This is a genomic window from Pseudobacter sp. (assembly GCF_051955275.1).
Classification (GTDB): domain Bacteria; phylum Bacteroidota; class Bacteroidia; order Chitinophagales; family Chitinophagaceae; genus Pseudobacter.
The window spans coordinates 1-14,204 of sequence record NZ_JBQCGW010000087.1 but is presented as its reverse complement, the minus strand read 5'-3'; the positions used below and the strand labels follow the sequence as shown (position 1 = coordinate 14,204).

9 protein-coding genes and 1 pseudogene are annotated in these 14,204 nt (G+C 48.0%); all 10 read left to right on the top strand.

The genetic code is table 11. The annotated features are described in order from the left end of the window. Positions 1-210: sigma factor-like helix-turn-helix DNA-binding protein (locus tag ACTHMC_RS07635; RefSeq protein ID WP_440412261.1), on the top strand; the 210-nt coding region annotated here is incomplete at its 5' end. An 80-nt stretch (positions 211-290) separates the two neighbouring features. Then, positions 291-1,523, top strand: coding sequence for a FecR family protein (locus tag ACTHMC_RS07630; RefSeq protein ID WP_440412259.1), 1,233 nt, complete (start codon positions 291-293; stop codon positions 1,521-1,523). Between the two features lie 314 nt (positions 1,524-1,837). Next, positions 1,838-5,266, top strand: coding sequence for a SusC/RagA family TonB-linked outer membrane protein (locus ACTHMC_RS07625; protein ID WP_440412257.1), 3,429 nt, complete (start codon positions 1,838-1,840; stop codon positions 5,264-5,266). Between the two features lie 12 nt (positions 5,267-5,278). Beyond that, the gene (locus ACTHMC_RS07620) at positions 5,279-6,790 is read left to right on the top strand and encodes a RagB/SusD family nutrient uptake outer membrane protein (RefSeq protein WP_440412255.1); all 1,512 of its coding nucleotides are present in this window, start codon (positions 5,279-5,281) and stop codon (positions 6,788-6,790) included. 11 nt (positions 6,791-6,801) lie between these two features. Next, positions 6,802-7,503: a DUF4843 domain-containing protein gene (locus ACTHMC_RS07615; protein ID WP_440412254.1), complete on the top strand. Its 702-nt coding sequence runs from the start codon at positions 6,802-6,804 to the stop codon at positions 7,501-7,503. Positions 7,504-7,527: 24 nt separating this feature from the next. Further along, on the top strand, positions 7,528-9,081 hold the full coding sequence (locus tag ACTHMC_RS07610) for a PKD-like family lipoprotein (RefSeq protein WP_440412252.1): 1,554 nt from the start codon (positions 7,528-7,530) through the stop codon (positions 9,079-9,081). A 25-nt stretch (positions 9,082-9,106) separates the two neighbouring features. Continuing rightward, positions 9,107-10,036, top strand: coding sequence for an ABC transporter ATP-binding protein (locus tag ACTHMC_RS07605; RefSeq protein WP_440412250.1), 930 nt, complete (start codon positions 9,107-9,109; stop codon positions 10,034-10,036). Between the two features lie 15 nt (positions 10,037-10,051). Beyond that, positions 10,052-12,346, top strand: coding sequence for a Gldg family protein (locus ACTHMC_RS07600; protein ID WP_440412248.1), 2,295 nt, complete (start codon positions 10,052-10,054; stop codon positions 12,344-12,346). Between the two features lie 11 nt (positions 12,347-12,357). Further along, positions 12,358-13,692 carry a MutS-related protein gene (locus ACTHMC_RS07595; protein WP_440412246.1) on the top strand — a complete coding sequence of 445 codons (1,335 nt, stop codon included), beginning with the start codon at positions 12,358-12,360 and terminating at the stop codon, positions 13,690-13,692. 11 nt (positions 13,693-13,703) lie between these two features. Further along, positions 13,704-14,204 (top strand): annotated as a pseudogene (locus tag ACTHMC_RS07590) (hypothetical protein); the annotation flags it as partial.

Sequence of the window (14,204 nt, the reverse complement as noted above, 5' to 3'; positions counted from 1 at the left end):
GGTATCAGCAAGCTCACACCTCAGCAGCAGAAAATATTCAGATTAAGCCGCTTCCAGGGGCTTACACATGCTGAAATAGCCGCCGCCACGGGCCTTTCCCAGCGTACGATCAAGAATTATATGGTGAGCGCCAACCTTGCGCTCCGAAATTATCTGGATAAGTATTCATCGTCCGTTGCCATCTTCCTCTGGATGCTGATCTACCTGTAAAAAAAATATTTTGATTTAACCAGGGTCCTCATTTTCCTTTTCTGTGTCTGTATAAAAGGAACATCTTAAAATTCGTTAGAATGACCTCTTTCAACGGCCTTCTGCAAAAATATATCGAGGATGGATTAACACCGGATGAGCTACTGGCGTTTCTTCAGCTGGCACGCGATCCTGCTAATGGATTACTGCTGGATAAAGCAGTGAGGGAGCAACTGGAGTCAACTGACTTTACGGATCTTTCTGAAGGAATGGATATCGAGCAGCAGTTCCGGGAAGTATTACAGAAGGCCAGAGCGGGGAGTGAAGCATTGAACGCCCATCCTGCGGAAGTCAAGCGTACTGGTTTCCTGTTCAGATGGGTGGCAGCTGCTTCAGTTCTGGCGGTGCTTGCAGGAGCAGCCTTCTGGTGGAAGCTGTCGGATCGTCAGGAGCAGGTGTCTGTAGTAACACCTTCGGATATCGCTCCGGGAACATCAGGCGCCATTCTTACGCTGGCTGATGGCTCCAGGGTGGTGCTCGACAGCCTGGGTAACGGATTGGTGGCCACTCAGAGCGGCACCAAAGTGGAGCTGGAAGACGGAAGGCTTACCTATCTTCCCACAGCTTCAGGTGAGGGGGCACCCGCCTACAATACAATGTCCACTCCCAAAGGCCGTCAATTTCAGTTGAAACTACCCGATGGCACATCAGTGTGGCTCAATGCAGCCAGTTCCATTCAGTATCCCATTGCATTCACCAACGGCGAACGCAGGGTGCTGGTTACAGGCGAAGCCTATTTTGAAGTGGCGCAGGATGCGCGCAAACCTTTCATTGTTGAAGTGAACAATCTTACTGAAGTGGAAGTGCTCGGCACGCATTTCAATGTAAACGGATATATGGACGAAGGGGCTACCATTGCAACCCTGCTGCAGGGCGCAGTAAAGGTCACACCGGTGAATGAAGGGATCTCCGCCGAAAAAGGACAGGCAAGGCGCCATGCCGGGCAGGTTTTGAGGCCAGGACAGCAGGGCATTGTGAAGTCCTCAGGCAATCACGCCCAGTTGCTGGTGCAGAACGCCGATATAGAAAAAGTGATGGCCTGGAAGAACGGCTATTTCAACTTCGAAGGAGCCAACATCAGGGAAGTGATGAAGCAACTGGAACGCTGGTATGATATCAAGGTGGTGTATGAGAACGGAGTGCCCGATGTGATGTTCTTCGGTGAAATGAGCCGCAATGTGAACCTGGCAGAGCTGATCTCAGCGCTCCAGGAAATGAAGCTGGGAGTGAATCTCCGGCTCGACAGCGGCAGAAGGCTCATCCTGTCGCCCTGATACAGGAGTGCTCAAAACAATTCTTTTTTTTATACAGATTAGCTGGAACTAAAAACCGTTACGCGTGGAAGGCGTAACGGCATGGCATCGTTTTCACGAAGCAGTTCAGGCTATTCAAACATTCGTAACGAGAATCTTTTCTTAACCAAAACTGATGCGAAAGTATGCAAAAAAATGCTTTACGTAGCCGGGCAAGGTATGTCCCCATGGACCATGGATCAGGTACCACCCGGTTGTTAACCAAAACACTGCCCAGGTTGAAGCTTTCTTTTGACAGGTTTCAAGGGATACCTGGCAGAAAAATCAAAACCGTGATGAAATTAACTGCCCTGATCTTACTTGTTGGCTGTCTTCACGTTTCAGCCAACACGCGGTCCCAAACGGTATCCATATCCGGCAAAGACCTGCCACTGACAAGAGTGTTCAACCTGATCAAAAAACAAACAGGTTTTACGGTCTTCGGGAAGTCCAGTCTGCTCAGACAAGCAGATCCCATTACCATCACTGCGGTGAACATGCCGCTTGCCGAGTTCCTCGACAATGTGTTGAAAGGTCAGCCCATCGGCTACCGGATGATAGACCGGACCATCTTCCTGGTGGAAAGATCCACCGCCATCAACCGCCACGAGTCAGGCAATACCGGTAATGAACAACCGATTCCTGGTATAGGATCATCTCCCCGGCAAACCATTACCGGCACTGTATTGGGAGAGAATGGCAGCCCGGTGGAAGGTGTCAGCATCAACATAAAGGGAAAGAACACCGGAGCCACCACAGACAGTAAAGGGAAATTTTCCATCAGCGTTGAACCTGACCAGGTTCTGGTTTTCTCTCATATCAATTTCCACCCGAGAGAGGTAAAAGTGAAAGACTTTCCTGCCAATGGAAGAATTGTGCTCAGGCAGAAAGATGCTACGCTCACCGATGTAGTGGTAACGGGTTATGGCAACGTGCGGAAAGAAAGTTTCACCGGTACCTACACGCAGGTCACCAAAGCTGATATTCAGAAAGTGACTTCCAATAACCTGATCAGCGCCCTCCAGGTATTTGATCCTTCCTTCAGGATAATGCAGAACAATCTGATGGGCTCCAATCCCAATGTGCTGCCTGAATTCTATATCCGTGGCCAGTCCGGTTTTCCGGGTATCAAGGAACTGGATAAACTGGAGTCTGGCAGTTCAGGCGTTTCGCAGTTCGCTCTCAAGAACAATCCCAATACTCCCATCTTTATCATGGATGGATTTGAAGTGGCTATCGAGAAGATCTATGATATGGATATCAACCGCATCAGCAATATCACCATCCTCAAAGATGCTGCTGCTACGGCCATGTATGGTTCACGTGCTTCCAACGGTGTTGTGGTGATTGAAACGGTACTGCCCAGGCCAGGAGAGTTCCGCGTCAATTACAATGGCAATTACTCTGTTACTGCCCCCGATCTCACCAGCTATAACATGATGAACGCACAGGAAAAGCTGGATGCAGAATATGCTGCAAAAATCTATGAGCCCTATATTCCGAAATCCGATCCTGGCTATGCGTCCAATCTTCTCGAAGGGTTATGGCAAATGCAGCAAAAGAAAAATGAGGTCCTCAAAGGCGTGAACACTTACTGGCTTTCACAACCACTCAGCACAATGATCAACCACCGTCACAATGTATATATTGAAGGTGGTTCACAGGGGATGCGCGTGGGTGTTGACCTCAAGTATGATAACCAGAACGGTGTAATGAAAGAGTCGTTCCGTAAAAGAATGGGAGCGGGGCTCACCCTTCAGTACCAAACCACCAAACTGCAGTTCCGCAACCAGACGTATTTCGATGCGGTGAATTCAGAAGAATCACCTTACGGGAAGTTCAGCGACTATACCAGGCTGCAGCCATATTTCAATATGTATGATGAGAACACCGGCAAGTATATAAAAGAGTTTCCCAACTATAACGCAAACCAGGTGCTCAATCCCATGTATGAATCAACGGTAGGGAATTTCGACAGGGCCCGGTACCGGGAATGGACCAATAACTTCACGGCAAACTGGTTCGTTACCAAATTTCTTTTCATCAAAGCCCAGTTTGCTGTTGAGTACAAGGATGCCAACACAGACAAATTCACTTCTCCGGAGTCTGCTTTGTATGGAAGAAGTGATCTTTTCACGAAAGGCGAGCTCAATCAGACTGCCACTAAAAACCTCAGCTGGAATTCGAATATTTTCGCTTCCTACAACAGAACCATCGATGCTCATAATATCAATGTTTCGCTGGGTGTGAACGGAAGGTCAACACGCTCGGAGTTCAGTTCTGCATTGTACAGGGGATTTGCAAACCGCAGCTTCAATTCTCCGGCCTATGCCTTTGAGATCACACGTAAGCCAGACAGGAGCGATAACCTGGCCAGGCTGCTCGGCAGTTTTGCCACGCTCAATTACAGCCTGAACAATATCTATCTCTTTGATGGATCATTCCGGATGGACGGCTCTTCCGAGTTTGGAACAGAAAATAAATGGGCGCCGTTCTGGTCCGTAGGTACAGGAATGAACCTGCACAATACAAAATACTTCAGGAATTTTCCCTACATCAATATGCTGCGTGTAACAGCTAATATCGGGCAGACCGGTAAATCCAACTTCTCGCCTTATATGGCAAGGAACACGTACAAGATCCTGCTTGACGACTGGTATCCTACCGGTATCGGATCCGGTCTTACCTATATGGGCAACAACAGGCTCACATGGGAAAAACAGGTGAGCTGGAATATCGGCGCCAATATGACCCTCTTCAAACGGTACAATATTGAATTCAACTATTACAATAAGCGGACCTATGACCTGATCACGGATGTTTCCCTTCCTTCGTCTTCCGGCTTCCTGGTATACCGCGATAATATCGGTGAAGTGCTCAACAGAGGCTTCGAAATCAAGACCAGCCTGAACTTCATCAATACAAAGGATTTCAGTTTCACGCTGATCGGCAATATGGCGCATAACCGGAACCGGATCATGGAGATCGCACAATCCATGAAACGGTACAATAACCGGATAGACGATTATTACGGCGGTTATAACAACAGCACCAGCCCTTCGCTGATCCTGTATTACAATCAGCAGAATGCCAAATTTGCCAGGCCGATCATGAAGTATGAAGAAGGAAGTTCGCTCACCACTATCTACGGCATGCGCTCCCTCGGTATCAACCCCGCAAACGGAAAGGAAGTATATATGAGGCCAGATGGTTCCATTACATACGACTGGAGCCCGATGGACCAGCAACCGATCGGTAACTCGGAGCCCTGGGCACAGGGAACTGCGGGTATCAATGCACGTTATAAGCAGTTCACTTTGTTCACCACTTTCATGTATGAGTTCGGTGGAGATCTATACAATCAGACACTGGTGGATAATGTAGAGAATGCCAACCTCGCTTATAATAATGCAGACAGGCGCGTGCTGACGGAAAGATGGCAGAAGCCTGGTGATATGTCAACACTGAAGGCGATCCAGGACAGGTACTTTGTTACCAGGCCCACATCACGTTTCCTGCAACGAAACAACTATGTTGTTTTCAATTCCCTTTCTCTCGGTTATGATTTCGATCCCGTATGGCTGAAAAAGAAAACAGGCATGAGCTTCCTGAGGACTTCCTTCCTCATGAACGATGTGGCCCGCTTCTCAACAGTGAAAAGAGAAATGGGTCTCGACTATCCATATGCCAGAACTTTCACGATCACTATCAACGCTTCTTTCTAAAAAAGTTTCAATATGAGATCAACACAATACTGGAAACTACTGCTGCTGCTACCCATATTGCTCAATATGTCCTGTAAGAAGTTCCTGGACGTTTCTTCCAGCAACCAGGTACTGGAGGAAACGATGTTCGAGAACGGAGAGGGGATCCGTGTGGCCGTTAACGGGGTGTACAAAATGTTGTCCGCTACCGAGCTTTACGGCAGGAACCTCAGCTATGGCGTTATCAGCGCTATGGGCTATAACTACGATATCAATAATATACCCTACGATTATCGTGAAGCAGCCCGCTTCAACTGGGAGGTGTCCACTGCTCAGGCAAGTATGGAACAGATCTGGCAGAGTGCCTACAGAACACTGGCCAACTGTAACAATATTATCCAGGCTGTTGAAGCAAGGGATACCAGCTTCTTCGCTGAAAGCGCGAACGAGAAAAATATGATCCTGGGCGAAATGTACGGTGTGAGGGCCATGCTGCATTTCGACCTGCTCAGGATCTTTTGCCCCGCGCCTGTAACAGGATTTGCAGGCCCCGCCATCCCTTATGTGAAAAAATATCCGGAAACGCAGCCGGAACGGCTGACAATGCCTGCTGTGTTCACCAATATCATCAATGACCTGGGGCAGAGCCGTACCCTACTGGAGAAGATCGATACCATTTACCTGCGTACTGTGATGCGCTCTGCGGTAGGCAGGATCAGGAACCCCGGATCGTGGATCCCCCTTGCGCAGGGCGACTTCTTCAATTTCAGGGCGGAAAGGATGAACTATTTCGCAGCAACGGGATTGCTGGCGCGCGTGTACCTGTACAAAGGCGATTACGAACAGGCTTTCCAGCATGCCAAAGTGGTGTATGATGCGCATAAGAGGAACTGGTTCACCTGGACCAGCTCTATCTACCAGGGGCAGATCACCGATGTTGATTATATCTACACCAAGCGACCGGATGAACTGGTGCTCAGTTTCGCCAATGGCCAGAACTACAACAATTACGATGCACAGATCCAGTCATCCGGCATTGCCAATCAATTCTACCGCATCCCGCAGGCTTATATGAGCAAGTTGTTTGAAGGAGATATGGATGATTACAGGATCGTGGGATGGTACAACAGGTATGCTGATGAACGCTATATCACCTGGATGAGGCCGAAAGGAAATTCCTACAACGCCACCAGCATGGCCGCTCAGCAGGGGCCGTTGTTGCCGGTGATGCGCTTTACCGAGATGTACCATATCATCATCGAGTATCATATCAGGCAGGGAAATATTCCCGAGGCTGTGGCCATCTTCAACACGCTGCGCACCAACAGGGGCGCTAAAGCGAAGATCAGTGATGCTGTCAATGGACAGGAACTGATGGAAAAACTGGTGAAGGATATCATCCGGGAAACGCTTACTGAAGGCCAGACCTTCTTCCTGTTCAAAAGGCTGAACAGGAATATTTTCAACGGGAACAATGATATCATCATGGCACCGGAAGACTGGTTCGCACCCTTGCCAGCCAGTGAAACCAACTATCTCCTTTAAAAAACAGCCACATGAAATTATTCCGAAACACCATAATAATGTTCGTTGCACTGGCAATGATGCAGTCCTGCAAAAAAGATGAGATCATGCGCTACGATGCAGGTGATCACGTGCAGTTCAACAAGAGTTACACAGACTCGTCCATGTTCTCCTTCCTGGCAATTCCAAACGATGATGAAGCACAGGCTCCGCTAATAGTGGAACTGGTGGGTAAGCCATCAGATAAGGACCGGCAATACAAAATATCGGTAGTGAAAGACCAGAGTACGGCCACACCACAACATTACAGCCTGCCTGCCACTTTTACGCTGAAGGCAAACAGGACTTCGGATACTGCCTGGATCACCGTGAAGAAATTACCGGATATCTCAGTGAAACCGGTGAGACTGGTAATGATGATAGAGTCCACGGATGAACTGAAATACGGTCAGGTGGATTATTGCGTATCGATACTGAATATCTCCAATGTGATCGCCAGGCCAGACTGGTGGGACCAGAATGTGGAGTGGTACTACCTGGGCGAATATTCCGATAAGAAGTATAAACTGTTCATCCAGGTTACTGGCCTTTCCGAGATCAATTCCGCCGATATCGACGCGGTACGTTATTACACCATGAAACTGAAGAGCTATCTGTTGCAGGAAAAAGATGCTGGAAGGACCGTGTATGAGGATAACGGCCAGGAAATGATCGTTGAAATGATCGGCGGATAGCTTAACCCACTAATACTAATATGCATGAAACAGTTTATAAATCCATGGCTGATCCTGTTGTTGATGACAGGGGTGCAGTCCTGTTATAAAGACAAAGGCAATTATGACCTGGTAGATTACAACAAGATCAGGACCATCACCACACCTACGGCTACACCGGTGATCCTGGGAGATACGCTGCGGGTGAACCCTGTGATCACCTGGAAATATCCGGACCGTGATACACTTGCTTTCGAGTACGAATGGCGCCAGGTGGACTCCGTAGTGTCCAGGGAAAGGAATCTCCGGTATGCACCCGATCTCTCCGGATATGTAATGATCTACCTCTATGTAAAAGAAAAAGCCACAGGCATCGTTACCCGCTTTGCCATGCAGGTGCAGGTAGTGTCGCCCTACAAGGCAGGCTGGTTGTTCCTTACCAATGATGGAGGTAAATCAGGACTGAGCTTTGTGAGAAGGGATGCTAAAAAGGATGCCAACAACGTAACCTATTACGAGTACAAATACATTCCTGATCTCTACGATAATCTGTATCCCAATAATCCGCTGGGCGATAATCCTCAAAAGCTCATCACCCGTGTGTTTACTGATTATTCAAAGGACGAGGTGCTGGTGCTGCAGGGAAATACGCCGGTGTTCCTGAATGGGGATGATTTCTCCAAAGTGTTATCACTCCGCAATTCCTTTCCGGGATCCGTCTTCCCCAATGGCTCCCATCCTGTGAACTTCATAGATGGCGGTCCTGTGAACTTCATGCATGGATCCGATGGAAATATCTACTGGAAGCGGAACTCCCGCATGATGGGAGGTGTGCATGATGGCCTCTTTATCGATCTTCCGATCTACTTTGAAGGAGGTGGAGCACATATTTCCGAACTGGTGGAAGCTGCGTACGACAAGTCAGAGATAGTGTACCTGTATGATGATCTGAACAGGCGTTTTATCGGACTGTACACTACCAGCGGAGATAACAGTTATGTCGGTGGAAAGATGTATCTCAAAGATGCTACCGGTTCAACGCCTCCCGCGGGATGGGTTGATCTTACCAATCAGGCTGGTTATACGCTGAAATATTGCGGCGATTATTCCAACGGCCTTTATTACATGAATATCATCAAGAATGATGTAACGGGTCAGTACATGATGCAGAACTACCGCCTCACGATGAAGTACACGCTCATTGAAGTAAGCGAGCACCAGCAGGAGGTTTTTGCAGGTAATGGGATTGTTACCGATAATACTGTTTATCACAGGATCTTCAATTCTACTTATCTCTTTTTAGGAGAAGGCAGCAAGCTTTACTTCTACGATGTGAATACCAGGCAGATCACTCTTTATCATGATTTCGGTACAGGAAAAATCAAGAAGATCATATCCGATGCAGTATCCGGAGAGATCGGTGTATTGCTCGATAACGGCAGGTTCTCCATCTGCAGTCTGAAGAACGATGTGCTGGGGTCCGCCAACCCCGGACAAACGGGCATCCTGTATACCGTTCCCAATGTTGGCAACGTGGTTGACCTGGCCTGGAAATGGGGCTCTTATTTCGAATACACACTCAGGAGATATCCCGGTTAATAACAAATACGTATAACTATCATATATGACCGAATCAATTGTAAAGGTTGAAAACCTGTCGCACCGGTATAGTGTGCAATGGGCAGTAAAGAATATCAATTTCGAACTGACAAAAAACGGGATTTATGGATTGCTCGGCGCCAATGGCGCCGGCAAATCCACCATCATGAATATCATGTTCGGTGTGCTGAAACAAACGCAGGGAGAGATCTATATCAGGGGGGTGAATATGCGGCTGGATCCCGTAACTGCCAAACAGCATATCGGGTTTCTTCCTCAGAAACCACCACTGCTGATCGATCTGACTGTGGAGGAGTACCTGGAGCACACAGCGCATATGCGATTGATGGAAGAGAAGAAGGTGAAAGAAGCTGTGGAGGAGGCCATGGAAAAAGTAGGCGTTACTCATTTCAGGAAAAGGCTGATCCGCAATCTCTCAGGAGGGTATCAGCAAAGGGTGGGGATCGCGCAATCCATCATTCATAAGCCTGGATTTGTAGTGATGGACGAACCCACTAATGGCCTTGATCCCAACCAGATCCTGGAAGTGCGTAACCTCATCCGGGAGATCGCGGAAGAAAGAACAGTGGTATTGTCAACGCATATCCTGCAGGAGGTGCAGGCGCTTTGCGATAATATCTGGATGATCAATCAGGGCACTGTTGCTTTTGCCGGCTCTATTGAAGAGTTCGATAATTATATCATGCCCAGCACCATCGTGATGTCCATGATCGCAGCACCGCCGATGGAACAGTTACTGGCCATTCCTGGTGTATTGAATGTGGATCACCTTGGCGGGATCAGGTACAGGGTGCAATACACCGATGCCAATGATACCATGGAGCGCATCATTGAAACCAGTGTGCACCAGAAATGGCGGCTCCTGGAAATATCCCTGGAAAAAATGTCGCTCGAAAATGTTTTTGCAGCCTTATCAACCAATCAATCTGAGTAAACCCTGAAAAATATTATGAAACCAATTATCAAGATAGCCAAGGCGGAATTGAAGCAACTGTTTTTCTCACCCATTGCCTGGCTGATCATTGTGATCTTTGCTTTTCAGACAGGACTGGTTTTCCATGATCTGTACAGCGGAATGATGAGAAGGCAACTGATCGGATGGAAGCTCTGGAGCGCAACTGCCAGCACCTTTGGAGGCATTCAGGGAACTTTCACTATCGTGCAGCAATACATCTTTCTTTATATTCCACTGCTTACGATGGGTGTTATGAGCCGTGAGTTCAGCAGCGGTTCCATCAAACTGCTTTTCTCCTCCCCACTCAGGAGCAGGCAGATCATTTTCGGTAAATACCTTGCGCTGGTAGTGTATGCGTTCGTGCTGATAGCAGTGCTGGCGGTGTTCGGTCTCTTTGCAGCCTTCACCATCAAAATGGTTGACATACCACTGATCCTGACAGGGCTGCTGGGAATTTTCCTGCTGACCTGCGCCTATGCCGCCATCGGCCTTTTCATGAGCTCACTCACTTCCTATACCGTGGTTTCCGCCATGGGAACGCTCGGCATCTTTGCTGTATTGAACTATGTGAAAGGCGTAGGACAGGAGATAGAGTTTGTGAGGGATATCACCTACTGGCTGGCTATTTCAGGGCGGTGCGATAATTTTATTGCCGGCCTGATCACCAGTGAAGACCTGCTGTACTTCCTTATAGTTATTGCACTGTTTATCGGGTTCAGTATCGTGAAGCTGCAGAGCGGGCGGCAGAAAAAATCGTGGTATGTTGTTGCAGCCAGGTTTGCAGGCATTTTCGTGGGCGCGATGTTACTGGGATACTTCAGCGCCAAGCCCTCACTGATGACCTTCTACGATGCAACGCGTACCAAAACCAATACACTGACCAAAAGCAGTCAGGAAGTGTTGAGCCATCTGAAAGATGGGCTCACCATCACCACCTACACCAATATGCTGGAAGAGAACAACTGGATAGCACAACCTGCCATGTACAAATATGATGTGGACAGGTTCAGGCAGTATATACGTTTCAAGCCGGGGATCAAACTGAAATACGAGTATTATTATGAGAAAACGGAGAACAAACAACTGGATACACAGTTCCCCACACTGAATGGTGAGCAGTTGATAGATACGCTTACCAAACTCTATGATTATAAATTCCCGATCTATCCTTATTCGAAATTCAGTTCAAAAGTAGACCTGAAGCCTGAACGGTTCAGGTTTGTGAGAAGCCTCGAACGCGAGAATGGAAAGCAGACATACCTGCGTGTGTACGATGATATGATGCGCCTGCCCTCTGAAACCGAGATCACAGCTGCCTTCAAGCGTCTTGTCATTGACAAGCTGCCTACCGTTGGTTTTCTGACCGGTCATGGTGAGCGGTCTAGTAATGCAGAAGAGGATCGCGGGTACAATATGTTTGCGCAGGAAAAATCATTCCGTTACGCGCTTATCAACCAGGGTTTTGATTTTGAAGATATCACCCTGGCTAAAGCCATCCCCGGGCATATCCGCATCCTGCTGATAGCGGAACCGAAAAAACCGATCACTGCCGATGAAATGAAACACCTGCAGGATTATATCGATCGTGGAGGGAACCTCATCATTGCCGGTGAACCTGGTCGTCAGGAGATCATGAATCCTGTGGTGGAGCCGATCGGCGTGAAATTCATGCCGGGTGTGCTGGTAAAGCCCAGTAAGAAATTCCAGTCGGACCTCCTGTTGCTGAAACCTACCAGGGAGTCGCAGAAAATTGCCTTCCATTTCAAAACGATCCGTCAGTATGAACAGTTGCTGCCAATGAAAACTGCCGTGGCGCTGGATTATTCTGCTGTTAAAGGATTTGATGTAGTGCCGCTCTTCACCAGCGACACCACAGGTGGCTGGAATGAACTGGAGACCAAAAACTTTATTGATGATACAGTAGTGATCAATGCTGCAGCTGGCGAGATTGAAAAGCCTTATCCGGTTGCTATTGCCATGAGCAGAAAGATCAATGGAAAAGAACAGAAGATCGTAGTGGTGGGAGATGCGGATTACCTGAGCAATGGTGAACTGATGATGAACCGGAAAGATGTATCGCCCGCCAATTTCAATTTTATCAGTGGAGCTTTCTTCTGGCTCACTGATGATGAATTGCCGATCGATATGCGCCGGCCACCACTTCCCGACAATGCATTGAAGATGGGAAAGACAGCCTGGGCCATCGCCGGCTTCAGTATCAAATGGCTATTCCCCATCATTCTCATGTGCTGCGGCACTATCATCTGGCTACGCAGAAAAGGAAGATAAAATTAAAAATGATGAGCCTGATAATTGATAAGCAAACGCTGGACGATCTGAATATTTTCGGAAAGCGCGACAATGATGCGGTGTATGCAATATTCAATCGTACCTATACCCGTGGCGGCGCCGGCGTGCTGGAGCAGATGTTCCGGTATCCTCTTGCCAACCTGGAAGATATCAGAAAGAGAAGCAGCATCATATACTATTTCTTCACGCATCAAACCAGCTTCCCTTTTCAGGGAGAGCTGTTTGATGCCGCGGAGAGTTACCTTTCAGACACAGACGAGCGGAGCCGCCTGTCTGCACAGAATAATACACTGGGCCGCAGATTCAACCAGGTGATCGGCGCAGATACTGCCTTCCAGCAAGTGGTGAAAGGCATTGTTTCTGTAATAGAAATATTGATCCTCCTTCAGGAATTCATACATACTTCAATGCAGGAAACCGAGGGCTCATCCTATGCACCGGAGATCAGGGCTGCGCAGGAAATATTGATGCGGCCGCATTTTGAGCAGCTGTTGCAGGAAAAAATTCCGGTAAAGATCGATTATGAAAAAGCGGCTGCTTATGATCGCCTGCTCCGGTTTGTTCATATTGCAGAGGTAAAGAAATTGCTGGAAGCCGTTTACAGGCTGGATGTATATATCTCAGTGGCCATGGTTGCCCGGCAGCGGGGATTTGTTTTTCCTGAAGCACTGGAAAGCGAATTGCATATCATGGAGATGGAAGGTGTATATCATCCCAAACTGGCAAAGCCGGTGGCCAACGATATTGCAATGCTGCCACATTCCAATATCGTTTTCCTCACCGGGGCGAATATGGCCGGTAAGTCAACCTTCATGAAATCCCTCGGCATCGCGATATTCCTGGCCCATACAGGCTTTCCCGTGCCTGCTTCCCGGATGCGGTTCTCTGTTTGTGACGGACTGCTGACCACCATCAATCTTCCTGATAATCTGAATATGGGTTACAGTCATTTTTATACGGAGGTATTAAGGGTGAAGAAGATGGCGGCAGAGCTTGAAAATGCAAGGAATCTGTTCATCATTTTCGATGAGCTGTTCCGTGGCACCAATGTGAAAGATGCCTATGAAGCTACAGTAGCCATCACTGCTGCATTTGCGAGCCAACCGAATTGCATGTTCGTGGTGTCAACCCATATCATGGAAGCTGGGGAGCAGCTGGCAACCGAATGCGAGAATATTCAGTTTTTGTACCTGCCTACTTTAATGGAAGGAGATAAGCCGGTATATACTCATAAACTCGGGAGCGGGATCTCTGCCGACCGGCATGGTATGATCATCATCAATAATGAAGGTATCCTGGATATCCTGCGCAATGGACAATTTTAAAAGCTGATAATATGAGTTTCCTGATAGACAAGCAAACGCTTGAGGATCTTAACCTGATGGGAAAATACAAGCCCAATGCCATCTTTGGGATGTTCAATAAAGTAAAGACAGCAGGAGGAGAAAGATTGCTGGAGTCTTTTTTCCGGCATCCGCTGACAGATGCGGAGCAGATCAACCAGCGGGCGGCGCTTTTCAGCAGGTTCGGAGAACTGGATTTGAAATTTCCTGTTACCGGGAAAGCTGTTGAAGTAATGGAGAATTACCTGAACACAGCAACCGGAAACCGGTTTGCTGCACCGGCAGCTGTATTGGGCAAACGGATGGCGCTTGCTATCGGGGTAAATAAGAATTACAACCAGCTGGCGGAAAGTGTTAATACAACCATTGAAGTGCTCAAACATTTGAGCAGTTGTTTCATGAAGTTGAAGGAAGTGGGAGATGATATTGCCGGTGAAGAGATCCAGGCAGCCTGTCAGATACTGGCTGCCCCGGAACTGGAATGGCTGAAAAAA